This is a genomic window from Frigidibacter sp. MR17.14, from assembly GCF_037095735.1.
Classification (GTDB): domain Bacteria; phylum Pseudomonadota; class Alphaproteobacteria; order Rhodobacterales; family Rhodobacteraceae; genus Frigidibacter.
Genome location: NZ_JBAWKD010000002.1, coordinates 652968 through 676486, shown reverse-complemented (window position 1 = coordinate 676486; position 23519 = coordinate 652968). Strand labels below are relative to the sequence as shown.

Genomic DNA, 23519 nt, shown 5'->3' with positions numbered 1-23519 from the left:
CTCCGTTTCGCCTCTGGATCGGTCACCACGCCGGCACCAAGGATGTGCGGGGGGGTGTACGGGGGGTGTACAGGGGGTGCACCTGTTGTGCACGGGGTTTTCCGGGGCATTTTACCCCCATCTTCCCCCTCTCGCTTGTTCGCCATGCCCGGCTCGGCTAAGACCCGCGCGGACCCGTGACCAGACGAACGAGGCGAGGCCAATGGCCAAGGACAAGGCTCCCCGCAGACCGCGCGCCGAGACCCCGAGGGGCTTTCGCGACTATTTCGGCGCCGAGGTGACCGAGCGCAAGGCGATGCTCGACGCGATCGCCGGGGTCTATCATCGCCACGGGTTCGAGCCGCTGGAAACCTCGGCGGTGGAGACCGTCGAGGCGCTGGGGAAATTCCTGCCCGACGTCGACCGCCCGAACGAGGGCGTCTTCGCCTGGCAGGAAGATGCGGAATCCGACAGCAAGCCCGGCGACTGGCTGGCGCTGCGCTATGACATGACCGCGCCGCTCGCGCGGGTCGCGGCGCAGTTCCGCAACGACCTGCCCAGCCCCTACCGCCGCTATGCGATGGGCCCGGTCTGGCGCAACGAAAAGCCCGGCCCGGGCCGATTCCGCCAGTTCTATCAATGCGATGCCGATACGGTGGGCGCACCCTCGGTCGCGGCCGATGCCGAGATCTGCGCGATGCTCGCCGGCGCGCTCGAGACGGTGGGGATCCCCCGCGGCGACTATCTGGTGCGGGTGAACAACCGCAAGGTTCTCAACGGGGTGATGGAAGCGGCGGGCGTGCTCGACCCCGCCGACCCCGACCGCTTCTTCGAGGAACGCGGCATCGTGCTGCGCGCCATCGACAAGATCGACCGGCTGGGGGATGCCGGCGTGCGCGCGCTGCTGGGCGAAGGCCGGCTCGACGAGAGCGGCGATTTCACCAAGGGCGCGGGCCTCTCGCCCGAGCAGGCCGAGATCGTCATGGGCTTCATGTCCGCCAAGCGCGCCGACGGCCCGGCCACGGTCGCGCGTCTGGGCGAGCTGATCGGCACCTCGGCCATCGGGCGCGAAGGCGTGCAGGAGCTTGAAACCATTGCCGAACTTCTCGATGCGCAGGGCCTTGGCCCCGACCGGATCGAGATCGACCCCTCGGTGGTGCGCGGCCTTGGCTACTACACCGGCCCGGTCTACGAGGCCGAACTGACCTTCGAGATCCTCGACGAGAAGGGCCGCAAGCGCTCGTTCGGATCGGTCGCGGGCGGCGGGCGTTACGACGATCTGGTGAAGCGCTTCACTGGCCAGTCGGTGCCGGCGACCGGCGTCTCGATCGGCGTCGACCGGCTTCTGGCCGCGCTGCGCGCCAAGGGCCGCGCCGGGGGCGAGACCGCGGGCCCGGTGGTGGTGACGGTGATGGATCGCGACCGCATGGCCGAGTACATGGCGATGGCAGGCGAGCTGCGCGCCGCCGGCATCCGCGCCGAGGTCTATCTGGGCAACCCAAAGAACTTCGGCAACCAGTTGAAATACGCCGACAAACGCGCCTCGCCCATCGCGGTGATCCAAGGCGGGGACGAGGCGGCGAAGGGCACGGTCGTTTTGAAGGACCTGATCCTTGGCGCAAAGATCGCCGAGGGCGCCAGCCTCGAGGAATGGAAGGCCCGCCCCGCGCAGGTCGAGGTTCCCCGCGGGGACATCGTCGCCGCCGTGCGCCGGATGCTCGAGCCGTGAGCGCGCTTGGCAAAGCCGAGGCCCGCGCGACGGGCGAGCGGCTGCTGGCCGCCTTCCGCGCCGCCGGCGCCGCCGAGGTCGAGGCCGACATCCTGCTGCCCGCCGAGGTGCTGCTGGATCTGTACGGCGAGGACATCCGCGCCCGCGCCTTCGTCACCCAGGACCCGCTGCGCGGCGAGATGATGATGCGCCCGGACTTCACCGTGCCGGTCGTGCAGATGCACATGGCCCGCGGCTCGGACCCGGCGCGCTACTGCTACATGGGCGAGGTGTTCCGCAAGCAGGAGCATCGCGGCCCCCGCACCGCCGAATATTTCCAGGTGGGGTATGAGCTTTTCGCCCGCGCCGCCCCGCCCGAGGCCGATGCCGAGGTCTTCGCGCTGTTCTCGCGCCTGCTCGCGCCCCTGCCGCTGGTGCCGGTGATCGGCGACATCGGCATCCTGACCGCGGCCGTGCGCGGCCTGCCCACGCTGGACAGCCGCAAGGCCGCGCTTCTGCGCCACATCTGGCGGCCCCGGCGCTTCCGCGCGCTGATCGACCGCTATTCCGGCCGCGGCCCGGTTCCCGCCTCGCGCGCGGCGCTGCTGGCGGGCGAGGGCGGCTCTGACGCGCCCTTCATCGGCCTGCGCTCGGAAGCCGAGGTCGCGGCCCGCATCGCCGCGCTGGAAGAGGATGCCGCCGCGGCGCCGCTGCCGGCAGACGAGGTCGCGCGGCTCGATGCGCTGTTCTCGCTGACCGCGCCCGCGCCCGAGGCGCTGGGCAGGCTGACCACGCTGGCGGCGGGGATGCCCTCGATCGCGCCGGCGGTGCAGCGGATGGGCGAGCGTCTGGCAGCGATGGCGGCCAAGGGCGTCGACATCTCGCGGCTGACCTATGACGCCAGCCACGGGCGGGGCACGATGGAATATTACGACGGCTTCGTGTTCATGCTGCGCCAGTCCGATCCGAAGCTGCCGCCCGTCGCCACCGGCGGGCGCTACGACGCGCTGACCGCGGTTCTGGGCGCGACGGCCGGCCATGGCTCGATCCCGGCGGTGGGGGGCGTGATCCGCCCCGGCCTCGTGGCGCAGCTGGAGGGCCGGGCATGACGCTGAAGCTGGGCGTGCCCTCGAAGGGCCGGCTGATGGAGAAGACCTTCGACTGGTTCGGCGCGCGGGGCATCGCGCTCAGCCGCACCGGGTCGGAGCGCGAGTATTCCGGCCGGGTCGAGGGGATCGACGGGGTCGAGCTGGTGCTGCTGTCGGCGGGCGAGATCCCGCGCGAGCTGGCGGCGGGGCGCATCCATCTGGGCGTCACCGGGTCTGACCTCGTGCGCGACAAGCTGGCCGACTGGGCCGAGCTGGTCGAGGAACTGGCGCCCCTTGGCTTCGGCCATGCCGACCTGATCATCGCGGTCCCGGCCTGCTGGAGCGACGTGGACCTGCTGGAAGACCTCGACGCCGCCGCCGCGGCGTTCCGGCGCGCACATGGCTTCCGGATGCGGATCGCGACCAAGTATCACCGGCTCGTGCGCGAGTTCCTGCAGGAGAACGGCGTTGCCGACTACCAGCTGGTCGACAGCCAGGGCGCGACCGAGGGCACGGTGAAGAACCTGACCGCGGAAGCCATCGCCGACATCACCTCGTCGGGCGAGACGCTGCGCGCGAACCACCTGAAGATCCTGTCCGACGGGTTGATCCACCAGAGCCAGGCCTGCCTGTTCCGCGCCCGCGGCGCCGACTGGGACGGGGTCGCGCGCACCTGGGGCACGCTGGCGGGCCGTCTGGGTCTGTGAGCGGCGCGGCCGTCCGAACGGATGGGGCCCTCCGAACGGACGGGGCGGGTGAAAGCGCAGGGGGCGTGGAAACGCGGGGCCCTTGAAAGACCGGGGGCCGCGAGACCTTGCGGCTGCCGCGCAGTTCGGTGTACCGTCGTATGCAGAGGCCTCTCCCGGCCTCGCCGCCGCGAATGACGCCATCCCCGGGCAGGGGGCCGATCCCCCCCCGCGCCCTGCGACAGCCGGAGCCTGCCCGATGACCCCCGTACCGTCCGATCCGCCGACCGCCCCGGGGGCCACCCGCCTGGGGCGGATGCCCGTTGCGCTGCGCTGGCTGCTGCTGGCGGCGATGTCGCTGGTCTTCGTCGTGCTGCTGGAACAGACCGGGCTGCCGGCGGCCCTGCTGCTGGGACCGATGCTGGCGGGGATCCTCTGCGGGCTGGGGGGCGCGCGGCTGGTGCTGCCGGGGCTGCCCTACCGCTTCGCGCAGGCCCTCGTCGGCTGCATGGTCGCGGATTCGCTGTCGCTGCCGGTGCTGCAGGAGATCGCGGGGCGCTGGCCGCTGTTCCTGGGCGGCGTCGTCTCGGTGATCGCGGTGGCGATGGGGCTGGGCGTGCTGCTGGCGCGGGCGCGGATCCTGCCGGGCACCACCGCGCTCTGGGGCGCCTCGCCGGGCGGCGCCAGCGCGATGACGCTGATGTCGGCGCAATATGGCGCCGACCAGCGGCTGGTGGCGGTCATGCAATACACCCGCGTGCTGATCGTGGCCTCGGCCGCGGCGATCATCGCGCGCGAGCTGGGCGCGCCCGCCGGCGGCTCGGCGCCGGGGACGCATTGGTTCGTGCTGCCGCAGGCGGTGCCTTTCGTGGCGACGATGGCGCTGGCGGTCGGGGCGGTCTGGCTGTCCGAGTGGATCCGCATCCCCTCGGGGCCGCTGCTGCTGCCGATCTTCATCGGCACCGCGCTGCAGGATGCGGGCTTCATGGAGATCGACCTGCCGCCCCTGATGCTGGCGCTGGGCTATGCCGCGATCGGCTGGGGGGTCGGGCTGCGCTTCGACCGGCCGGTGATCGCCCATGCCGCCCGCGCGCTGCCGCGGGTGCTGGCGATGATCCTTGTGCTGGTCGCGATCTGCGGCGGGCTTGCGGCGCTGCTCGTGCGCTTCGCGGGGATCGATCCGCTGTCGGCCTATCTGGCGACCTCGCCCGGCGGGCTCGACACCGTGGCGGTCATCGCCGCCTCGACCAAGGTCGACGTGGCCTTCGTGATGGCGATGCAGACCGCGCGGGCGGTGATCGTCATCCTCTTCGGCCCCTGGATCACCCGGATCGCGATGCGCTGGACCGGCCACCGCGGCTGAGCGCTAGAGCTCGGTCGCGATCACCGCGAGGAAATCCCCAAGCTTCACCAGCCCCGGGAAATGCCGCCCGGCGAGCAGCCCCGGCATCTGCGCCCGGACCGTCACAGGCTCGGCCCCCAGCCGGTCGGCGGGGTGGATCAGCGCGAGCGGCTCGCCCTCTGCCACCCGCTCGCCAAGGTCGCGCAGCGGCTGGCAGAGCCCTGAGGCCGGCGCGACATGCGTGGCGCGGTCGTCGGCCATCGACAGCGGCCGCGACGGCGCGGGGCCCGGGTCTGGTCGGGGTGCGGGCAGGATGCCGGCATGGGCCAGAAGCCCGCGGATCCCGCGGGACGCGATCCCGGCTGAGGCGGCGGTGACGGTGCCGCCGCCGCCAAGCTCGGTCGTGACGAAGGTCTTGCCCATCGCCTCGGCGGTGGTGTCGAGCATGCCGACCGCGTCGATCTCGCGCATGACCATCGAGAAGGGGGCGCCGAAGGCGCGCATCGCGGCCACGCAGCGCGCCTGATGGGCGGGGTCGGGCAGTTCGTGCGCGGCGGCGAAGGGCAGGAAGTCGAGCGTGCGGCCCCCGGAATGGATGTCGAGCACGATGTCGGCTTCGGGCAGCAGCGCGCGGGTGACGAAATCGGCGATCTTCTGGGTGACGGTGCCGGCGGGATGGCCGGGGAAGCTGCGGTTCAGGTTGCCGCGGTCGATGGGCGAGGTGCGGCCGGCCGTGGCGAAGGCCGGCTGGTTCAGGGCGGGCAGCAGGATCACCCGGCCGGTGATCTGATCCGGCGTCAGGCTGCGGGCCAGATCCCAGAGCGCGACCGGGCCTTCGTATTCGTCGCCATGGTTGCCGCCGATCAGCAGCGCGGTCGGGCCCGGACCGTTGGCGATCACCGAGACCGGGATCATCACCGAGCCCCAGGCGCTGTCGTCGCGGCTGTAGGGCAGGCGCAGGTGACCGTGGCGCTTGCCGTCGCCGGTCAGCGCGATGGTCGGGACGACGGGTGAGGGCGGCAGGTCTGCGGCGGGCAGGGCTGGGTCGTGCTTGGCGGGATCGGGCATGGCATCCTCCGGTGCGGGGAGGGTGGGGGCGCGGCGGGACGAAGGCAAGAGGGGGCTCTGCCCCCGCGCGTGCCGCGCTCCCCCGGGATATTTCGGCCAATGCGAAAGAGGGATCAGTCGCGGCGCAGGGCGGCGCGCAGCGAGGGGCTGGCCTCGGGCGCGCTCTTGAGGTCGAGCGAGGACAGCAGGTCGAGAAGATGGCTCTTCATCAGCTCTTCCGCGCGGGCGCCGTCGCGGTCGGCGAGCGCGCGCAGCAGCGCGTCATGGGCGTGGCTCTCGCAGATCGCGGTGCGGCGCTGCCAGTAGAGCGAGATGATCAGTGACGAGCGCGAGATCAGCGAGGTGATGAACTCGCAGATCGTGTCCTGATCGGCGATGCGCGCGATCTCGATGTGGAACAGGCCCGAGAGGCGCAGGGCGCGGCCCATGTCGCCGGCATGCAACGCCGCGTGCTCGTCGTCGATGTGGCGGCGCAAGGCGGCGAGGTCGGCCGGCGTCGCCCGTTCGGCCGCCGAGCGGGCGGTGCGCGGTTCCAGCAGCGCGCGCGCCTCGAACACCTCGCGCGCCTCGCGGGCCGTCGGTTGCGCAACGAAGGCGCCGCGGTTGCGCTTCAGCACGATCAGGTGGTCATGCGACAGCTTCTGGAAGGCGGCGCGGATCACCGTGCGGCTGACACCGAAGATCTCGCCGACCTCGTCCTCGCTCAGCTTGGTGCCGGGCGGCAGGCGATGCTCGTGGATCGCCAGCGCCAGATCTTCGGCCACGGCCTCGCTGGTCGCGGGGATTTCGCGGGCGGGCGCGGCGGAAAGGGCAGGGCTCTGGTCCATGAAATGATTCTCGCGACAGCGGCGGGAAAGCTCAAGCGCGGCAGTGTCGGAGGCTTCGTATTGGAGGTTGTATACAATTTTGGATGCAATCGAGAGCTGGACCCGATCCGATCCGCCCAAGCTTTCAGCACGAAAGAAATCCGGGCTCTTCGCCGCGCTTTTCGTTCCCGCCCTGCCGAAAGGCCGGCGCAGCATCGGTGAAGACAGGTGCAGGGGGCGCGATGCGGACAGGGCAGGATCTCGAGCTGGTCAGCGTGACCAAGCGCTATGGCGCGACCACGGCGGTGAACGCGGTGACGCATCTGTTCCGGGGCGGCAGCTATGTCTGCCTGCTGGGCCCGTCGGGTTGCGGCAAGTCGACGACGCTGCGCATGATCGCCGGGCACGAGAGCGTGACCGAGGGCGCGGTGGTTCTGGGCGGCACCGACGTGGCGAAGCTGCCGCCGGCGAAGCGCGGCACGGCGATGATGTTCCAGTCCTATGCGCTGTTCCCGCATCTGTCGGTGGTCGACAACGTGGCCTTCAGCCTGAAGATGAAGCGCATCGCCGCCGAGACCCGCCGCAAGCGCGCGATGGAGATGCTGGAGCTGGTCGACATGGTGCGGCTGGCCGAGCGGCGCCCGGCGCAGCTGTCGGGCGGGCAGCAGCAGCGCGTGGCGCTGGCCCGCGCGCTGATCACCGATCCGCAGGTGCTTCTGCTGGATGAACCTCTGTCGGCGCTGGACCCGTTCCTGCGGCTGAAGGTGCGGGCCGAGCTGAAGCGGCTGCAGCGCGAGCTGGGCATCACCTTCATCCATGTCACCCACGGCCAGGACGAGGCCTTGGCGCTGGCCGACGAGATGGTGCTGATGAACAACGCCGTGATCGAGCAGGCGGGGTCGCCGCGCGAGATGTTCAACGCGCCGCGCACCGAATTCGTGGCCCGTTTCATGGGCGGGCACAACGTGATCGCGCTGCCCGCGGGCAAGGTCGCGGTGCGGGCCGACGAGGTGCGGATCGGTCCCGGAGGGACCGAGGCCGTCGTGCGCGCGGTCGAATACCAGGGCGCGCATGTGGCGGTGACCGGGCAGGCGGCAGGGGCGCAGGAGATCCTGGCGCTGATCCCCGAGGCCGCCTTCTTCGCCGATCCGAAGGCGCCGGGCGATGCCGTCAGCTTCGTCTGGGACCCCGCGCGGGTGCACCGCCTGGACGCCTGAAAGCCGACGCCTGACACCCGACGCCTGACACCCTTTGAAACGCGGCGGAGCCGGAGAGGGACCCGCCCGAAAGACCCACAGGAGAGGACGACATGAAGAAGAACCATTACAGCCGCCGCAGCCTGCTGAAGACCGGCGCGGCCGTCGCTGCCGCCACCGCCTTCCCGGCGCCGATGATCTGGGCGCAGGACATCAAGAACGTCACGCTGCGCCAGTTCGGCACCGGCGTGTCGAACCTCAACGAGGTCGCCGCGAAGGTGAAGGAAGACCTGGGCTTCACGCTCGAGATGACCGCGCTCGACAGCGACGCCGTCACCCAGCGCGCCGCCACCCAGCCCAACAGCTTCGACATCGCCGACATCGAGTACTGGATCTGCAAGAAGGTCTGGCCGACCGGCAACCTGCAGGCGATGGATGTCTCGAAGATCAAGAACTACGACAAGATCGTGGGCATCTTCCGCAACGGCAAGCTGACCCCGGAAAGCGTGATCGCGCAGGGCACCGCGCCGCATACCGTGGGCTTCACCTCGGGCCCGGGCGGCAAGGACTTCGCCAAGGAAGAGACCGGCTGGATGACCCTCATCCCGACGATCTACAACGCCGACACGCTGGGCATCCGCCCCGACCTGATCAAGCGCCCGATCGAAAGCTGGACCGAGCTTCTGAACCCCGAGTTCAAGGGCAAGGCCTCGATCCTCGACATCTCGTCGATCGGGATCATGGACGCGGCCATGGTCTGCGAGGCGATGGGCGAGATCAAGTACGGCGACAAGGGCAACATGACCCGCGAAGAGATCGACAAGACCATGGCGATCTTCACCGAGGCCAAGCGTGCCGGCCAGTTCCGCAGCTTCTGGAAGACCTTCGACGAGTCGGTGAACCTGATGGCCTCCGGCGAGGTCGTCATCCAGTCGATGTGGTCGCCCGCGATCACCGCCGTGAAGTCGCGCGGCATCGACTGCGTCTACCAGCCGCTGAAGGAAGGCTACCGCTCGTGGGGCGGCGGCATCGGCCTGTCGAAGGCGCTGTCGGGCATCCAGCTGGATGCGGCCTATGAATACATCAACTGGTATCTGTCCGGCTGGGTCGGCGGCTTCCTGATGCGCCAGGGCTATTATTCGGCGGTCCCCGAGACCTCGAAAGAGCACATGAGCGAGAACGAATGGGGCTACTGGTTCGAGGGCAAGCCCGCCACCGACACCATCACCAACCCGCAAGGACAGGCGATGGCCAAGGCCGGCGACCTGCGCGACGGCGGCTCGTTCTACGAGCGCATGGGCCATGTCGCCTGCTGGAACGCGGTCATGGACGAGAACCAGTACATGGTCCGCAAGTGGAACGAGTTCATCGCGGCCTGAGCCTCGCGCGTGACGAAGAGGCAGGGGGGCTGTCTGCCCCCCTGCACCCCCCGAGAGTATTTCCGCCAAGCCGAAAGAGGGATCATGGAGCGCCTGCTGAAATCGCGGCACCTGAGCGGGTGGCTTCTGGCCTCGCCGCTGGTGGTGGTGCTGTTCTTCTTCCTGATCCTGCCGATCGTCATGATCACCGTGGTCAGCTTCTGGACCGCGACCGAATTCTCGATCGTGCCGGCCTTCAGCCTGGAGAACTACGAGTTCCTCTTCGGCTCGGACGTGACCTACCGGGTGTTCCTGAACACCGCGAAATATGCCGCGATCACTTGGGTCTTCACCCTGGGGATCGGCTTCACCATCGCCTATTTCCTGGCCTTCCACATCCGCTCGACCGGGTGGCAGACGGCGCTGTTCCTGCTGTGCACGATCCCGTTCTGGACCTCGAACATCATCCGGATGATCAGCTGGATCCCGTTCCTGGGCCGCAACGGCATCGCCAATTCGACGCTGATGGCCTGGGGGGTGATCGACCAGCCGCTGGACTGGCTGCTGTTTTCGGACTTCTCGGTGATCCTGGCCTTCGTCCACCTCTACACGCTGTTCATGGTGGTGCCGATCTTCAACACGATGATGCGCATCGACCGTTCGCTGCTGGAGGCCGCCAACGACGCCGGCGCCACGGGCTGGCAGACGCTGTGGAACGTCATCATCCCGCTCTGCAAGCCCGGGATCATGATCGGCACGATCTTCGTCGTGACCATGGTCATGGGCGATTTCATCACCGTGCGCTTCATGTCGGGATCGCAATCGGCCAACGTCGGGCGGCTGATCTCGAACGACATCGCGCTGCTGCAATACCCCTCGGCCGCCGCGACATCCGTGGTGCTGCTGGCGACCGTGCTGATCACCATCGCCATCTTCCTGCGCTTCGTCGACATCCGGAAGGAGCTGTGAGCATGGAACCCCGTCCGAAGTCCTTCTACCTGCTCGCGGCCTTCTTCGCCCTGTTTCTGCTGTTCCTCTACGGGCCGACGCTGACCATCGCGATCCTCAGCTTCCAGGGGCCCGAGGGCGGGTTGACCTTCCCGATGCGCGGTGTCTCGCTCTACTGGTTCCGCGACCTTTTCGAGCAGCAGGCGGTGGGCGACATCTGGGGCGCGTTCCGGCGCAGCCTCGCGCTCGGCCTGATGGTCATGGTCGCGACCGTGGTCATCGCGCTGATGGGCGGTCTGGCGTTCCGGAAGAAATTCGCGGGCTCGGGCGCGCTGTTCTACCTGATCATCACCGCGCTGGTGATCCCCTCGATCCTCGTGTCGCTGGGCGTGGGGCTGATCTTCTCGCAGTCCGGGCTCGAGGTGCACTGGGCGACCTCGGGCTTCGGGTCGCAGCTGACCTGGACGCTGCCCTTCGGCCTTCTGATCATGTTCGCGATCTTCAACCGCTTCAACCCGGCCTACGAGGAGGCGGCGCGCGACCAGGGCGCCACCGCCTGGCAGACGATCCGCCACGTCGTCGTGCCGATGATCGCGCCGTCGCTGTTCGGGGTCGCGCTCTTCGGCTTCACGCTCAGCTATGACGAATTCGCCCGCACCCTGCTGACCTCGGGCAGCTACAACACCCTGCCGCTCGAGATTTACGGGATGACCACCAACGTCACCACGCCGGTGATCTTCGCGCTGGGCACGCTGACCACGGTCTTCTCCTTTCTGGTGATCGGCGTGTTCATGGCGGTGCTCTGGATCGGGGCGAAACGTCAGGCGCGGCTGGGGTCGGACGCAGGCAAGGGCGTCTGACGTGACCCGCATCCTCTATCTGAACCCGAATGCCACCGAGGCGATGACCGAGGCGATGGTCGAGGCCGCGCGGGCCGCCGTGCCCGGGCACGAGGTCATCGGCTGGACCAACCACGACGGCCCGCCCGCGATCCAGGGCGCGGCGGATGGCGAGGCCGCGGTGCCGGGCCTGCTTGCGCGGCTGCCCGCGGCCGCGGCTGCCGGCGCCGAGGCGATCGTGATCGGCTGCTTCGACGACACCGGGCTCGACCGGCTGCGGGCGGCGGCGCATTGCCCGGTGATCGGCATCGGCCAGGCCGCCTTCCACACCGCGGCGCTGCTGGGGCGGCGTTTTTCCGTGGTGACGACGCTGCAGGTCTCTGTCCCGGTGATCGAGGACAACATCGCCGCCTATGGCCTGTCGTCGGTCTGCGCGAAGGTCCATGCCAGCGGCATCCCGGTGCTGGACCTGGAACCCGCGGGGCCCGCGACGATCGAGCGGCTGGCAGGCGCACTGGCCGCGGCCGAGGCGGCCGACGCGCCTGCCGCGCTGGTGCTGGGCTGCGCGGGCATGGCGCCGCTGCGCGACCTGCTGCAGCCGCGGTTCCGCGCGCGGCTGGTCGACGGGGTGGCGGCGGCGGCGCGGCTGTCGGTCGCGCTCGCGCCCTGACGGGGCCGGTCGTCATACCTCTCGGCGGGGGCTCGCCGAAATCGACCCCCGGCAGCCGGATACCGCCGAAAGCTGACTGGATGTTTGCAGGACTCAGCCGCCGGGTGTTAGCCCTAGGGGACGGCAGAGTCGGCAAAGCCCCGCGGCCCCCGGATCAACCGGGGGATAGACGGGCCAGAGAGAGGGCACAGGCATGGATATGGAAGGCATGGAACCGCTGGAGGGAACTCCCGCGGCCGGCCCCGAAGGCAAGCGGCGCTTCACCCGCGAGCCGATGTTCCTCGATCCCGCGGCAGAGACCTTCCTGCTCGGGCGGCTCAATGGCATCTCGGACGTGAACGTGCGGGTGCTGGGCGGCGATCCGATCGCCGGGCCCGAGGTCATCGACTTCCTGCGCGATGCGGGCTTCATGGTCACCTCGGAAGTGGTCGAGCGGATGGTGCCGCCGCCGCTGACCCGCTTCGCGCTGCGCTATGCGGGCCGCAGCGCCACGCTGACCGTCGCCCCCGAAGTCGAGGGCTGACGGCCCCTGCGGTTCGGCGTTTCAGCCGCCGAACCAGCCCTTCAGGCGGGCCTTCATCCGGCCCGTGGCGGTGCGCGCGCCCCGTGCGGCATCGGCGCCGCGATGCTCGAGACCTTCCCAGCCCTCGCCCAGCCCTTCCAGCGCGGGTTCGATCCGCCGGCGGGTGAAGTTCAGCCAGAGCCGGCGCAGGGTCAGCAGCCCCAGCACGACCAGCGTCAGGAAGATGATGTTGAACCAGGGGATGATCCGCACCTCGGGCCCGGCCACCGGCTTCAGCGACATCGCGTTGGGGAAGATGGTGAAATACTGGTTGCGCCAGCCATAGCGGGTGACCTGCACCCATTGCGGCGCGGCCTCGGTCGAGCGCAGGTTCGCGGCCTGCGTCTGCAGGTCGTAGCTGTCGAACTTGAAGTAGAAGGGCCAGCCCCAGCCGGTGTCCTCGTTGCGGAACACCAAGGGCTTGCCGTTCTCGCGCACCGTCTCGATGAACTTCACGTCGCGGGTGACCTGGTCGCGCGCGGTGCCGGACTCCGCCGCTTGCCAGAAGATCGCGTTGTTGCCGAAGTCGATGCGCCGGGTGTCGGTGTCGACGATGCGCACGATGTCATGGCGCGGCAGCGTATAGTGCAGGAAGCCGAAGACGATCAGCGCCACCAGCGCGAGCCCGCCCCATTTCACGTAACGCATCGGTCCTGCCCCCGGTTAACCACGCGATCAATATGGGGGATCGGACCGGCAGGTGCCAGTCCCGCCCGGCGTGCAGGGGGCGGCGCATCGACGCCCGGCACGACGGTGCACGCAGGGGGCGTGCAGGAGAGGGCCGGTGTGATGGCTACAGCCACGGTCGGCACGGGGCAGGGGGGGCGCGGAAGCGCGCGGCGGCGCTACGGAAGCCGTCTGACACGCGCGGGCGGGCGCGCGAGCCTGTGCAGGGCAGGTAACGGGCCGGCTCGGCTGGTCACGGACCGTGTCGAGCCGGAGCGTGCGGCACGGCTGCTGCGGCCTTGGTAGGCCTGTCGGGTCCGTGCCGCTGGCGCGTCGCAGGGTTGGCCGCTGGCACAGTGCGATTGCATCTTAGGCCGGGCAGGAATGGCGTCGGTGCGGTGCGGTGCGGTGCGGTGCGGTGCGGTGCGGTGCGGTGCGGTGCGGTGCGGTGCGGTGCGGTGCGTGCCGCTTGGGCCGTGGAGCGCGGTCTGAACGGATGCTGTCTGCCGGGTTGCGTGCCGTAACACCAGCCGCGGCACCGCATGAGCGCGGGATCGGGCCTGCGGCGATGGGAGCCGCGGTCGAGGTCGCCATCGATGGTCCGCCGGTCCCGGGCTGCGTCTTCGGTCGTTGCAAAGGTGCTCCAAAAGGACCCGCGGACGGAACAAGAGGACATCTCTGGGCGCGCGGCGGGCGCGGAAGCCGCGTGGCCTGCGCAGGCGGGGCATGCCAAGCGTCGCGCGGCGCCTGCGTCGGGAGGCGGGCCTGCAGCAGGCGCCCCCCGCCGCCAGCGCGTCGGCCCGTGGCGGGGCGTGCGGGGAATGATCCCTGACGTCGCCGGGCCGGAAGCCACGCGGCGAACCCGCGCGGCCAAAACGGCCTGCGCGTCGCTCAGCCCACGGCGATATTGTCGATCAGCCGCACCGGTCCCGCCCAGGCGGCCACGAAAAGCCGCGCGGGGCGGCCGGCATGGGCGGGGCCGAAGGTCTCGGCGTCGCGCAGCTCGAGATAGTCGATCGAGCCGAATCCCGCCGCAAGGATCGCCGCCCGCGCGGTCTCGAGCACGGTGTCGGGCGCGCGGCCCTCGAGGATCTCGACCGCGGCACCGAACAGCGCGCGGGGCAGGGCCGCGGCCATCGCGCGTTCCGCGGCGCTGAGCCGCTGATTGCGCGACGACAGCGCCAGCCCGTCCTCTTCGCGGATCGTCGGGCAGGGCACGATCTCGCAGTCGAGGTTCAGGTCGCGCGCCAGCCGGGTGACGACCTGCAGCTGCTGCCAGTCCTTCTCGCCGAACATCGCGCGGTCAGCCGATGTCATGGTCAGAAGCTTGGTGACCACCGTGGTCATCCCGTCGAAATGCCCGGGGCGGAAGCTGCCTTCCAGCGGCCCGGTCAGGCCCGTGACGCTGATGGTGGTCGAAAAGCCCGGCGGATAGACCTCGTCCTCGGGCGGCACGAAGACCGCATCGACCGCATAGGGCGCCAGAAGCCGCGCGTCGGCCTCTTCGGTGCGGGGATATTTCTCGTAATCCTCGCGGCTGTTGAACTGCTTGGGGTTCACGAAGATCGTCACGATCACCCGCTCGGCCCGGGCCTTCGCCTCGGTCACCAGGCTCATGTGCCCGGCGTGCAGCGCGCCCATCGTCGGCACCACCGCGATGCGCTCGCCCGCGCGGCGCCAGGCTCGCGTCAGGGCGCGCAGCTGGGACAGCGAACGGATGATCGGGACGGCGTCGGTCATTTCGTCTCTCCCTCGTCGGCGAAGACATGTTCGGGGGCGGGGAAGCGGCGCGCGCGAACCTCTTCGGCATAGGCGGCGACGGCGGCCTCGGCGGTGCGGCCAAGCTCGGCATAGCGCTTGACGAACTTCGGGCGGAACGCGGCGAAGAGGCCCAGCATGTCGTCGATCACCAAGACCTGCCCGTCGCAGGCCGCGCCCGCGCCGATGCCGATGGTGGGGACGGGCAGCGCCTCGGTGATCCGGCGGCCTAGCCCCTCGGGCACCTTTTCCAGCACGACCGCGAAGGCCCCGGCCTCGGCCAGCGCGCGGGCGTCGGCGGCGATGCGCTCGCCGGCGGCGCCACGGCCCTGCACCTTGTAGCCGCCCAGCGTGTTCACCGCCTGCGGCGTCAGCCCGACATGGCCCATGACCGGGATGCCGCGGGTCACCAGGAACGCGACGGTCTCCGCCATGTGCTGGCCGCCCTCCAACTTCACCGCCTGCGCGCCGGTCTCTGCCATCACCCGGGCGGCGGCGGCGAAGGCCTGCTGGGGCGAGGCCTCGTAGCTGGCGAAGGGCAGGTCGACGACCATGCAGGCGCGGGCAAGGCCGCGGGCCACGGCGCGGCCGTGCAGGATCATCATCTCGAGCGTGACGCCCAGCGTGTCGGGCAGGCCGTGCAGCACCATGCCCACGGAATCGCCGACCAGCACCAGGTCGCAGGCGGTGTCGGCGATGCGGGCGACGGGGGTGGTGTAGGCGGTCAGGCAGACGATCGGCTGGCCGCCCTTGCGCGCGCGGATCTCCGAGGGGGTGAGCCTGCGGCCCGCTTCCGACTGTGCGCTCACGGATCGTCCTCCCCCGCGGTGTCCGGCGGTTTCTAGACGGGCGGGGGGCGCGTTCCAACCACCTTTTCGTCGCAGTCGCCCGGCAAGGGCTGACAGCGCCCCCCGCGGGCGGCTAGACCTGCGCCTGCCGGTCGCCGCGACCGGTGCGCGACAGCCCGAGGAGGCCCCATGCAGACCATCCAGACGTTCGATCGTTCCACCCTGGTGCCCGAGGTCGAGCGTCCCGACCCGGAGATCGTGATCGAGGGCGATCCCGAGCACACCACCTGGCTGGCCGAGGACCGCGACGGGCTCTACTGCGGCATGTGGCAATGCACCCCCGGCAAGTGGAAGGTGTCCTATTCCGAGTGGGAATACATCCGCGTGCACTCGGGCCTGTCGATCCTGATCGGCGACGACGGCAGCGAGACGCGGCTGGCCGCAGGCACCAGCCTGATCATCCGCCCGGGGTTCACCGGGATCTGGCACTGCGTCGAGACGATGCTGAAGGACTTCGTGATCCTCGAATGAAACAGGTGCCGGGGGAGGCGCGGCCTCCCCCGGACCCCCTGCGCCCGGGGCCTCCGGCCCGGCGCTGCGCGGGGGAGCCGCGGACGAGTGGCGCCACAGGACCTTAGGGGATCAGCCGTGGCCGGCCGGGGCGACCGAGGACACCGGGCGCGACCCGGGCGGCCGGCGGGAAGGCAGGATCGAAGATCGCCGGACTATCGTGGCCGGCACTGCCCTCGCGGGAAACAGGGCGTCGACGAACAGCGGCGGCCCGGGTGGCGAGGCCTCGATCCCGGTTCCTCGCGGACCATCGCCACCTGCGCGGTTTCACCAGCCAAGACCGAACGACCGAGCGGCGCAGGCCGCGGATCCGGTCGGTGTCGTCCAGCATCCCGGGGATCGGCAGCCGGTCGCAGCGCTAAGCCGGGCGTCGTGTCGCGGATGCGGGAAGGGCCCGGCGGTCAAAGACCAGGGTCGGCCGGATGCGGCCCGCCGCGCGATCAGACGGCCCAGCGGCCGGCCCCTGCAAACGACAACGGGCGGGGTCTCCCCCGCCCGCGTCTCGTGCCGTCGCGCCGCGCTCAGTTGGTCAGCGGCGCCTGGTCGTTGATGCTGTGCGCCTGCAGCGCCGCCTCGGAGCCGATCGAGTTCGTCGGGCTGATCGAGCTGCCGGCGAAGAAGGCCGGCCAGGGGGTCTGGCCCATGCGGATCTGGTTCTGCACTTCAGGGCTCAGCGAGGCCATCGGGATCATCAGCCCGTCCGGCCCTTCGACCATCTCGCCTTCCAGAGCCATCGACTCGTCGGGGGTGCGCACCTTCACGGGCGAGCCCAGTTCGGTCGCGGCGAAGAGATCGACAATGTCCTGGTTGTAAAGCCGGATGCAGCCGGCCGAGGTGGCGCGGCCGATGGTCGAGGCGTTGTTGGTGCCGTGGATCCGGTAGTAGGTGTCACGCCCGCCGCGGTAGAGATAGAGCGCGCGCGCGCCCAGCGGGTTCTCGAGACCGCCCGGCAGGCCGCCGGCGACGGGGCCGTAGACCTCGGGCTCGGACCGGACCATGTTCGCGGTCGGCGTCCAGCGCGGCCATTCGGCCTTGCGGTTGATCACCGCGGCGCCCGAGAAGCCCTTGCCCTCGCGGCCGACGGCGATGCCGTAGCGAGTCGCGCGGCCGCCTTCCTCGACGTGGTAGAGCACGCGGGCATAGGGGTCGACGACGATGGTGCCGGGGCTGTCTGGACCGTTGTAGGCCACTTCCTTGCGCACGGTCGCATCGTTCAGATAGCCGGTATCGACGGCCGGGATCGTGTATTCGCCATCGGGCATCGCCTGGTAGCGCGCGGCCACCTCGGGCGGCACGCTGTTGGGACGCGGCGCGGCGTCGTTGACCGGTCCGCCACCGCAGGCCGCGAGCGCGAGCAGGGAGATGGCCGCAGCGGCCAGGCGGGTGCGGGTGTTCAGAAGGATCACCTCGGGATACCTCGTTCGTTCGTTTAGGCTCTGCCGGGGGGGTGATGCGGGCCCGGGCGGCAGCTGCCCGACCCGCCCCGGAGGGCGACGCCCTATCAGGACATGGGCGAAAGGTCCGTCAACCCCTCGCGGTTCCATCGCCCGGAGATTCAGGCGGGGGCGGTGCAGGAATCCCTCTTGCGCGGCCCGCGCCCACCGCCCGCGCAGCGCTTCGTTTCGGGAATGGTTGCACCGGCGCGGCCCTTGCCTGCCGGGCCGGCGCGGGGATTCGCGCGGCGCGATCACGCCCCGGTCCCGGTGCGGTCGCGGCTTCGTGACGGGTGCGCCGGGGCCACCCCCTTGACCCCGCGCCAAGGCCCGCCGCCCCGGCCGATCCCTGCCGGCGCGCGCCGCGGCCTCGCAGGAATTCGCCGCAGCCGAAATTCGCTGCGGACCCCGGGTCCGGGAAGGACATAGACCCATTGGACACCCCGCCGCGGAGAAGCGTTTTCCGCCGCCGCCGCGCCGGACCGCCTGTCAGGACCCGCCCCGCCCCCGGCGGACCGGCCCCCAGAGGAGACCCGCATGACCCCGACCACCCCGCTGCAACCCGCCCGCCGTCCCGCCTGCAGGTCCGGGCGTCTCTCTCCCCATCTCGCGGCGCTGCTCGCCGGCGCGCTGGCGCTGGCGCTGCCCGGCATGGCGCAGGCCTATGTCGGCCCCGGCGCCGGGCTGACCGCCATCGGCACCGTGCTCGCGCTGATCGGCGCGGTCTTCTTCGCGCTGGTGGGCTTCGTCTGGTATCCGGTGAAGCGGCTGCTGCGGCGCGGCCGCCCAGCAACGTCCACGGCCACCTCCGCGGGCACCGATCTGCCCGGCGATCGGGAGCGCTGAGATGGCGACGCTGGTGGCGCTGGGCCTTGGCCTGCTGGCCTTCGTGACCTCGCTGAAACTGATGCGGGCCGAGGATGTCGGCGCGCGGCTGGTGGCGACGGCCCGGACCGCCGGCGCCACCATGGCCGCCCCCGATCTTGGCGACGCCGAGAAAGAGGCGGCGATGCGCGCCGCTGCGGGGCGACTGTTCCTGGGCTTCTTCCGCATCGGCGGCATCGGCCTTGCGGCGCTGGGCCTGTCGGGCCTGATCGTCTGGGCGGGGGCCGCGCTTGGCCTCTACACGATGGCCGAGGCGCTGGCGCTGGCCTCGGACGGGGTCTTCCTGCTGGCCTCGGGCGCGATCGCCACCGCGCTGTGGGTCGCGCTGCCGAAGGCAGGCCGCGGACGGCGTCCCGAGGGCGAGCGCGCCGCCCGCCCGGACGACATTCCCTATGGCCGGGCGGACCGCGCCCTGCACCGGCTGGCCTTCGCCGGGCCTGGCCTGCAGAAGGCGCTGGCCCAGGTCGAGACCGACCGCTACGCCGACCGCATCGACCTTGCCACCGCGCGCCGCCCGGTCTTCGTCACATCGCTCGCGCGCGCCGGCACCACGATCCTGCTCGAGGTGCTGGCCCGGCAGGGCGAATTCGCCGCCGCCACCTATCGGCACATGCCCTTCGCGCTGGCCCCGCTGATGTGGTCCGAACTGACCCGCGGCTTCCGCAAGCCGGCCGACGCGGTCGAGCGGGCGCATGGCGACGGGCTGACCGTGGGCTTCGACAGCCCCGAGGCCTTCGAAGAGATGGCCTGGCTCGCCTTCTGGAAGGACCAGTACGCCCGCGACCACATCCGCCCCTGGCCGCAAGAGGCCGCGAACCCGGCCTTCGAGCGGTTCTTCGAGCTGTACCGCGCCAAGGTCGTGGCCACCCGTCCGGGGGCCGAGCGTTACCTGGCCAAGAACAACGCCTCGATCGCGCGGCTTGGCTACCTTCAGCGGATCTGCCCCGATGCGACGCTGCTGATCCCGGTGCGCGACCCGATGGCGCATGTCCGCTCGCTGATGCGCCAGCATGCGCGCTTCGGCCGCCTGCACGCGCAAGAACCCTTCGGCCGGCGCTACATGGAGGGGATCGGCCATTTCGAATTCGGCCAGGCCCTGCGCCCGATCCTGTTCGACGGCGCCCCGCCTGCGGGGGACGAGGCCGCGCATCCCGACTTCTGGCTGCGCTACTGGGCCGACGTCCACGAGGGCGTGCTGGCCACTGCGGGGGCGGGCGCGGTGTTCCTTGACCATGACGCGCTGTCCGCGGATCCCCGGCGCCACCTGCCTGTTCTGGCGCGGGCGCTGGGCCTGCAGGACCGCGCGGCGCTTGCCGCCACCGCGCCGCGGTTCCGCGCCCCGCGTCCCGCCGCGCCGCCCGAGGACGCCGACCGCGCGCTGCTGGCCCGCGTGCGCGAGGTCCATGCCGCGCTGATCGCGCGCTGCCTGATCCGCGCCCCGGCGCCGGTGGTGCCGCTGCGCCGCCCGCGCGCGCGGGCGGAGGCCTGACCATGCCCGAGAAGGCCCCTTTTGCCGCCTTTGCCGTCTCGGTCGCGGTGCTTGCCGCCGGCTACGGCGTGGTCGCGGCCCGCAACGACTGGTTTCCGAACCCGCAGATCACGCTCGCGCTCGACACGGTCGCGGACCTGCGGGCCAACTGGAAGAACGATGTCGGGCTCGAGCCCACGCGCCATCTCGTGCCCGCCCGCCACCCCGGCGCGGCCGAGCGCTTCACCGTCGCGCAGCCCGACCGGGTGACGCCGGGCTTCACCCTCGTCGCCGGGCTCTCGCGCGATCAGGCGCGCGCGCCCTTCACCGTGACCCTCTTCGACGAGCGCGGCAGCGTCGTCCACGAATGGCCGATCGACTATGCCAAGGCCGATCCGGGCGGGCCGAACCCGCTGAACACCATGCTGCACGGGATGGAGGTCGAGGCCGACGGCTCGCTGATCGCGACCTTCGACGGCGGCCACGCCATCGCCCGCTTCGACGCCTGCGGCACCCCGATGTGGTCGACGCCGGGCGACTTCCACCACACGATCAGTCCCGACCCCGGCACCGACGGGGCGCCCGGCCTGCTGACTTGGCGCGGCGACACCGCCGCCCATGTCGATCTCGAGACGGGGGCGGTCACAGATCTTGTCAGCATCGGCGACATGATCCGCGCCGGCGCGGGGCAGGAGGGGATCATCGGCATCCGCACCCATGTCGGCTATGGCGAGGCGCCGCTGACCTACGAAAGCGACCCGTTCCACGCCAATGATGTCGAGACGCTGACCCCCGAAATGGCCGCGGCCTTCCCGATGTTCGCGCCGGGCGACCTGCTGGTCTCGCTGCGCGAGATCAACATGATCGCGGTGGCCGACCGCCGGACCGGGCGCTTCAAGTGGTATCAGCACGGGCCTTGGCTGAAGCAGCACGATCCCGACTTCCAGCCCGACGGCACGATCACCGTCTTCGACAACCACACCGGCTCGGGCCGCTCGCGGATCCTGCGGGTCGACCCGAAGACGCACGAGACCGCGGTGGTCTTCGCCGGAAGCGAGGCACTGCCCTTCTACAGCTGGCAGCGGGGCAAGCATCAGGTCCTGCCCTCGGGCAACATCCTGATCACCGAGGCCCAGCACGGCCGCGTGTTCGAGATCACCGCCGACGGCGCCTTGGTCTGGGAACGCGACATGGGCTGGGACGCGCGCCAGAACCTGATCGTGACCGAGGCCCGCCACGTCGCGCCCGACTTCTTCGAGGGCGGCCGCCCGCGCTGCGAGGTCACCGCCGCGGCCGAGGGCGGCTCCGGGCAGCTCTGACCCGCGCCCCGCGCCGGGCCTTCGCGGCGCGCGTGGCGGGCAGGGGACACGACGGCGTGGCGGATCGGGAGCCCGGGGGCCGCGGTTTGGGATCGTCCGAACCGGTAGCCATGCCGGGACCGGCGATCGGTTGCGCCCTCGGGACAGGCAGCGGGGCGGATGGTGGCGCAAGCTGCGCCCTCGGCTCTCTCGCGCGCCCCGCACCCCTTTGATCCCCGCGCGGCGGGGTCGAAGCGCTTGCGACGAAGTCCGGCGCCACTCTCCTCGCGGCCTTGTGTCCGGCCGGCTTGCCGGCGACCCGGCCCGCAGCGGCGCCAGCTTGTCGGCCGCGGGATCGGGGGCGCCGATCTGCTTCCGTGCCCGCCGCGTCGCGACGGATCGGGGTGACCCGGCCCGCAGCGGCCGCCGCCGGACGGGATCGCGATGTCACGTTCCGCCCTTGCCTCAGGTGCCCCCGGTTGGCGCACCCTGCGCCTTGGCCTTGAACCGGGCGCTCGTCCGAACGGCGCGGGCCCCGGATTGGTGATCGTCCTTCTGCGGACCCGGGCCTCGGCACTCTCGGCCGCCCCCGGACGCGGCAAAGCGAACACGCGGACCGCAATCCGCACGCTCACCTTCCTAGCGAGGGGCGCGGGGGCGCGGCACATTGCAACCACCGCCCCGGGGCCGCCGGAGCCGGCACCCGCGCAGAGGCGGTGGCACCGCGCCCGACCGGGCGGGGAGCCGCCCCGCGGCCCGGCGAAGACGCTGCATGACAACAGCTTGTGCCTGACGGACCCGCTGCTAGTCTCGCGCCCGGATTTGCCGAATGCAGAAGGGGATCGCCATGCGCGCCATCGTAACCGGTCACAGCCGCGGCCTCGGCGCGGCCATCGCCGCGGAACTGGTCGAGGCGGGGGCAGAGGTGCTCGCGGTCTCGCGCCGCCGCTCGGGCGCGGCGGGGCTGCGCGAGGTGGCGCTGGACCTGTCCGACACCGCCGCGGTCGGCGACTGGCTGGCGGGGGGCGAGCTTGCGAACTTCCTCGCCGGCGGCACCGGGCCCGCGATCCTCGTGAACAACGCCGGCATGGTCGAGCCGATCGGCCCCGCCGGCACCAACGCCCCCGCCGCCGTCGCGCAGGCCGTCGCGCTGAACGTCGCGGCGCCGCTGATGCTGGCCGAGGCGATGATCGCCGCCACCGCCGGCCTGCCCGACCGCCGGCTCTGCCACATCTCGAGCGGAGCCGCCCGCAAGGCCTACAGCGGCTGGTCGGTCTATTGCGCGACCAAGGCCGCGCTCGACCACCACGCCCGCTCGGTCGTCGAGGACGCGCTGGCCGGGCTGCGGGTGGAAAGCCTCGCCCCCGGCGTCATCGACACCGAGATGCAGGGCACGATCCGCGCCACCCCGGCCGAACGTTTCTCGGCGCTGGACCGCTTCGTCGCGATGAAGGCCGAGGGCGCGCTGGCCAGCCCCGAGGCCGCGGCCGCCGCCATCGTCGCCCACCTGCTGTCCGAGGCCTTCGGCACGCAACCGGCCACCGACATCCGCGACCTGTGATGCCCGATCTGCGCGTCCTGACCGGGCCCGAGCTGTCGCAGGCGATGGACTGGGCGGCGGCAGAGGGCTGGAACCCCGGGCTCGATGATGCCGCGGCCTTCCGCGCCGCGGATCCGGAGGGTTTCTTCGGCGCCTTCGCGGGCGGCGAGATGGTCGCCGCGATCTCGGTGGTGAACCACGACCCGGGCATGGCTTTCCTTGGCCTCTACCTCTGCCGGCCCGACTGGCGGGGCCGGGGCGTGGGCTTCGCGCTTTGGTCCCACGCGCTGGCCCATGCGGGGGAGCGCACCGTGGGCCTTGACGGCGTGCCGGCGCAGCAGGCGAATTACGTGAAATCGGGCTTCGCGCCGGCGGGCCAGACCTGGCGCTGGCAGGGGCGGATCGACGGCCGGAGTGACCCCGCGGTGCGCGAGGCCGGGGCGGCCGATCTGGCGGAACTTCTGGCGCTCGACCGCGCCGCGACGGGGTATGACCGCAGCCGCTTCCTGTCGGCCTGGCTGGCGCCGGCGGCCTCGCGGCGGACCTACCTTGGCCACGGCGGCTTCGCGACGCTGCGGCTGTGCCGGGGGGCGGCGAAGATCGGGCCGGTGGTCGCGCCGGAGGCCGCGGCGGGGCTGACGCTGATCCGTGCGGCGGTGGCGGCGATGGGCGTGGGCGAGATCGTCGTGGACCTGCCTGAGGGCTCGGCCCTGACCGCGCCGCTGCAGGCGCTGGGCTTCGGGGCCTCGTTCGGGACGGCGCGGATGTACCGGGGGCCGGCGCCGCGCGGGGATGGGACCGGACTCGCGGTGGCGACGCTGGAGCTTGGATGAGGCAGGTCGGGGGGGCACGCGTGCCCCCCC

At 71.3% G+C, this 23519-nt stretch carries 22 protein-coding genes; 16 read left to right on the top strand and 6 right to left on the bottom strand.

Features of this window, described 5'->3' with window-relative positions:
• The first annotated feature begins 202 nt into the window (after window positions 1–202).
• The 4 genes from hisS to V8J36_RS08375 all read left to right on the top strand — a co-directional run bounded on the left by hisS (window position 203) and on the right by V8J36_RS08375 (window position 4824).
• Window positions 203–1708 carry a histidine--tRNA ligase gene (gene hisS, locus V8J36_RS08390; RefSeq protein WP_336466836.1) on the top strand — a complete coding sequence of 502 codons (1506 nt, stop codon included), beginning with the start codon at window positions 203–205 and terminating at the stop codon, window positions 1706–1708.
• Window positions 1705–2796 carry an ATP phosphoribosyltransferase regulatory subunit gene (locus V8J36_RS08385; protein ID WP_336466835.1) on the top strand — a complete coding sequence of 364 codons (1092 nt, stop codon included), beginning with the start codon at window positions 1705–1707 and terminating at the stop codon, window positions 2794–2796. The genes hisS and V8J36_RS08385 overlap by 4 nt, the downstream gene beginning before the upstream one ends.
• Window positions 2793–3482 carry an ATP phosphoribosyltransferase gene (hisG, locus tag V8J36_RS08380; protein WP_336466834.1) on the top strand — a complete coding sequence of 230 codons (690 nt, stop codon included), beginning with the start codon at window positions 2793–2795 and terminating at the stop codon, window positions 3480–3482. Before V8J36_RS08385 ends, hisG begins: the two co-directional genes overlap by 4 nt.
• Before the next feature lie 238 nt (window positions 3483–3720).
• Window positions 3721–4824: an AbrB family transcriptional regulator gene (locus V8J36_RS08375; RefSeq protein WP_336466833.1), complete on the top strand. Its 1104-nt coding sequence runs from the start codon at window positions 3721–3723 to the stop codon at window positions 4822–4824.
• A gap of 3 nt (window positions 4825–4827) precedes the next feature.
• Here the strand turns inward: V8J36_RS08375 and doeB are convergent, their stop codons facing one another.
• Window positions 4828–5871 carry a N(2)-acetyl-L-2,4-diaminobutanoate deacetylase DoeB gene (gene doeB, locus V8J36_RS08370; RefSeq protein WP_336466832.1) on the bottom strand — a complete coding sequence of 348 codons (1044 nt, stop codon included), beginning with the start codon at window positions 5869–5871 and terminating at the stop codon, window positions 4828–4830.
• A gap of 113 nt (window positions 5872–5984) precedes the next feature.
• Window positions 5985–6698 (bottom strand): GntR family transcriptional regulator, encoded by a 714-nt coding sequence (locus tag V8J36_RS08365; RefSeq protein WP_336466831.1) that lies wholly within the window; start codon window positions 6696–6698, stop codon window positions 5985–5987.
• A gap of 221 nt (window positions 6699–6919) precedes the next feature.
• Here V8J36_RS08365 and V8J36_RS08360 point away from each other — a divergent pair, with 221 nt between their 5' ends.
• From V8J36_RS08360 to V8J36_RS08335, 6 genes are all read left to right on the top strand, one after another.
• The gene (locus V8J36_RS08360; protein WP_336466830.1) at window positions 6920–7894 is read left to right on the top strand and encodes an ABC transporter ATP-binding protein; all 975 of its coding nucleotides are present in this window, start codon (window positions 6920–6922) and stop codon (window positions 7892–7894) included.
• 92 nt (window positions 7895–7986) lie between these two features.
• Window positions 7987–9252 carry an ABC transporter substrate-binding protein gene (locus V8J36_RS08355; RefSeq protein ID WP_336466829.1) on the top strand — a complete coding sequence of 422 codons (1266 nt, stop codon included), beginning with the start codon at window positions 7987–7989 and terminating at the stop codon, window positions 9250–9252.
• Window positions 9253–9336: 84 nt separating this feature from the next.
• Window positions 9337–10200, top strand: coding sequence for an ABC transporter permease (locus V8J36_RS08350; RefSeq protein ID WP_336466828.1), 864 nt, complete (start codon window positions 9337–9339; stop codon window positions 10198–10200).
• Window positions 10201–10202: 2 nt separating this feature from the next.
• Window positions 10203–11039, top strand: a complete 837-nt coding sequence (locus V8J36_RS08345) for an ABC transporter permease (protein WP_336466827.1) — start codon at window positions 10203–10205, stop codon at window positions 11037–11039.
• A gap of 1 nt (window position 11040) precedes the next feature.
• Window positions 11041–11688, top strand: a complete 648-nt coding sequence (locus V8J36_RS08340; RefSeq protein ID WP_336466826.1) for an aspartate/glutamate racemase family protein — start codon at window positions 11041–11043, stop codon at window positions 11686–11688.
• 193 nt (window positions 11689–11881) lie between these two features.
• The gene (locus V8J36_RS08335) at window positions 11882–12211 is read left to right on the top strand and encodes a hypothetical protein (protein WP_336466825.1); all 330 of its coding nucleotides are present in this window, start codon (window positions 11882–11884) and stop codon (window positions 12209–12211) included.
• A gap of 21 nt (window positions 12212–12232) precedes the next feature.
• Here the strand turns inward: V8J36_RS08335 and V8J36_RS08330 are convergent, their stop codons facing one another.
• The 3 genes from V8J36_RS08330 to panB all read right to left on the bottom strand — a co-directional run bounded on the left by V8J36_RS08330 (window position 12233) and on the right by panB (window position 15483).
• Window positions 12233–12898, bottom strand: a complete 666-nt coding sequence (locus V8J36_RS08330; protein ID WP_336466824.1) for a DUF1523 family protein — start codon at window positions 12896–12898, stop codon at window positions 12233–12235.
• 909 nt (window positions 12899–13807) lie between these two features.
• Window positions 13808–14656: a pantoate--beta-alanine ligase gene (panC, locus tag V8J36_RS08325; protein WP_336466823.1), complete on the bottom strand. Its 849-nt coding sequence runs from the start codon at window positions 14654–14656 to the stop codon at window positions 13808–13810.
• Complete coding sequence (gene panB / locus V8J36_RS08320; RefSeq protein WP_336466822.1) at window positions 14653–15483, bottom strand: 3-methyl-2-oxobutanoate hydroxymethyltransferase; 831 nt, start codon at window positions 15481–15483, stop codon at window positions 14653–14655. The genes panC and panB overlap by 4 nt, the downstream gene beginning before the upstream one ends.
• 168 nt (window positions 15484–15651) lie before the next feature.
• On the opposite strand from panB, the gene V8J36_RS08315 reads away from it, so the two are divergent.
• The gene (locus V8J36_RS08315) at window positions 15652–15993 is read left to right on the top strand and encodes a cupin domain-containing protein (RefSeq protein ID WP_336466821.1); all 342 of its coding nucleotides are present in this window, start codon (window positions 15652–15654) and stop codon (window positions 15991–15993) included.
• Between the two features lie 560 nt (window positions 15994–16553).
• On the opposite strand, the gene V8J36_RS08310 is transcribed toward V8J36_RS08315, so the two are convergent.
• Window positions 16554–17438, bottom strand: coding sequence for a L,D-transpeptidase (locus tag V8J36_RS08310; RefSeq protein ID WP_336466820.1), 885 nt, complete (start codon window positions 17436–17438; stop codon window positions 16554–16556).
• 564 nt (window positions 17439–18002) lie between these two features.
• Between V8J36_RS08310 and V8J36_RS08305 the strand changes: the two genes are divergently transcribed.
• The 5 genes from V8J36_RS08305 to V8J36_RS08285 all read left to right on the top strand — a co-directional run bounded on the left by V8J36_RS08305 (window position 18003) and on the right by V8J36_RS08285 (window position 23489).
• A complete protein-coding gene (locus V8J36_RS08305) occupies window positions 18003–18311 on the top strand; it encodes a hypothetical protein (protein WP_336466819.1) in 309 nt (102 codons plus the stop codon).
• A gap of 1 nt (window position 18312) precedes the next feature.
• Complete coding sequence (locus tag V8J36_RS08300) at window positions 18313–19839, top strand: sulfotransferase (protein WP_336466818.1); 1527 nt, start codon at window positions 18313–18315, stop codon at window positions 19837–19839.
• 2 nt (window positions 19840–19841) lie between these two features.
• The gene (locus V8J36_RS08295; RefSeq protein ID WP_336466817.1) at window positions 19842–21137 is read left to right on the top strand and encodes an arylsulfotransferase family protein; all 1296 of its coding nucleotides are present in this window, start codon (window positions 19842–19844) and stop codon (window positions 21135–21137) included.
• A gap of 826 nt (window positions 21138–21963) precedes the next feature.
• Window positions 21964–22677, top strand: coding sequence for an SDR family oxidoreductase (locus V8J36_RS08290; protein WP_336466816.1), 714 nt, complete (start codon window positions 21964–21966; stop codon window positions 22675–22677).
• A complete protein-coding gene (locus tag V8J36_RS08285; RefSeq protein WP_336466815.1) occupies window positions 22677–23489 on the top strand; it encodes a GNAT family N-acetyltransferase in 813 nt (270 codons plus the stop codon). The genes V8J36_RS08290 and V8J36_RS08285 overlap by 1 nt, the downstream gene beginning before the upstream one ends.
• The last annotated feature ends 30 nt before the right edge of the window (window positions 23490–23519 follow it).

Excerpts from the sequence above, each read along its gene's own strand:
- hisS (WP_336466836.1), top strand. The coding sequence starts at position 203 with ATGGCCAAGGACAAGGCTCCCCGCAGACCGCGCGCCGAGACCCCGAGG.
- hisG (WP_336466834.1), top strand. The coding sequence starts at position 2,793 with ATGACGCTGAAGCTGGGCGTGCCCTCGAAGGGCCGGCTGATGGAGAAG.
- V8J36_RS08375 (WP_336466833.1), top strand. The coding sequence starts at position 3,721 with ATGACCCCCGTACCGTCCGATCCGCCGACCGCCCCGGGGGCCACCCGC.
- doeB (WP_336466832.1), bottom strand. The coding sequence starts at position 5,871 with ATGCCCGATCCCGCCAAGCACGACCCAGCCCTGCCCGCCGCAGACCTG.
- V8J36_RS08365 (WP_336466831.1), bottom strand. The coding sequence starts at position 6,698 with ATGGACCAGAGCCCTGCCCTTTCCGCCGCGCCCGCCCGCGAAATCCCC.
- V8J36_RS08360 (WP_336466830.1), top strand. The coding sequence starts at position 6,920 with ATGCGGACAGGGCAGGATCTCGAGCTGGTCAGCGTGACCAAGCGCTAT.
- V8J36_RS08355 (WP_336466829.1), top strand. The coding sequence starts at position 7,987 with ATGAAGAAGAACCATTACAGCCGCCGCAGCCTGCTGAAGACCGGCGCG.
- V8J36_RS08350 (WP_336466828.1), top strand. The coding sequence starts at position 9,337 with ATGGAGCGCCTGCTGAAATCGCGGCACCTGAGCGGGTGGCTTCTGGCC.
- V8J36_RS08345 (WP_336466827.1), top strand. The coding sequence starts at position 10,203 with ATGGAACCCCGTCCGAAGTCCTTCTACCTGCTCGCGGCCTTCTTCGCC.
- V8J36_RS08335 (WP_336466825.1), top strand. The coding sequence starts at position 11,882 with ATGGATATGGAAGGCATGGAACCGCTGGAGGGAACTCCCGCGGCCGGC.
- V8J36_RS08330 (WP_336466824.1), bottom strand. The coding sequence starts at position 12,898 with ATGCGTTACGTGAAATGGGGCGGGCTCGCGCTGGTGGCGCTGATCGTC.
- panC (WP_336466823.1), bottom strand. The coding sequence starts at position 14,656 with ATGACCGACGCCGTCCCGATCATCCGTTCGCTGTCCCAGCTGCGCGCC.
- V8J36_RS08315 (WP_336466821.1), top strand. The coding sequence starts at position 15,652 with ATGCAGACCATCCAGACGTTCGATCGTTCCACCCTGGTGCCCGAGGTC.
- V8J36_RS08305 (WP_336466819.1), top strand. The coding sequence starts at position 18,003 with ATGACCCCGACCACCCCGCTGCAACCCGCCCGCCGTCCCGCCTGCAGG.
- V8J36_RS08300 (WP_336466818.1), top strand. The coding sequence starts at position 18,313 with ATGGCGACGCTGGTGGCGCTGGGCCTTGGCCTGCTGGCCTTCGTGACC.
- V8J36_RS08295 (WP_336466817.1), top strand. The coding sequence starts at position 19,842 with ATGCCCGAGAAGGCCCCTTTTGCCGCCTTTGCCGTCTCGGTCGCGGTG.
- V8J36_RS08290 (WP_336466816.1), top strand. The coding sequence starts at position 21,964 with ATGCGCGCCATCGTAACCGGTCACAGCCGCGGCCTCGGCGCGGCCATC.
- V8J36_RS08285 (WP_336466815.1), top strand. The coding sequence starts at position 22,677 with ATGCCCGATCTGCGCGTCCTGACCGGGCCCGAGCTGTCGCAGGCGATG.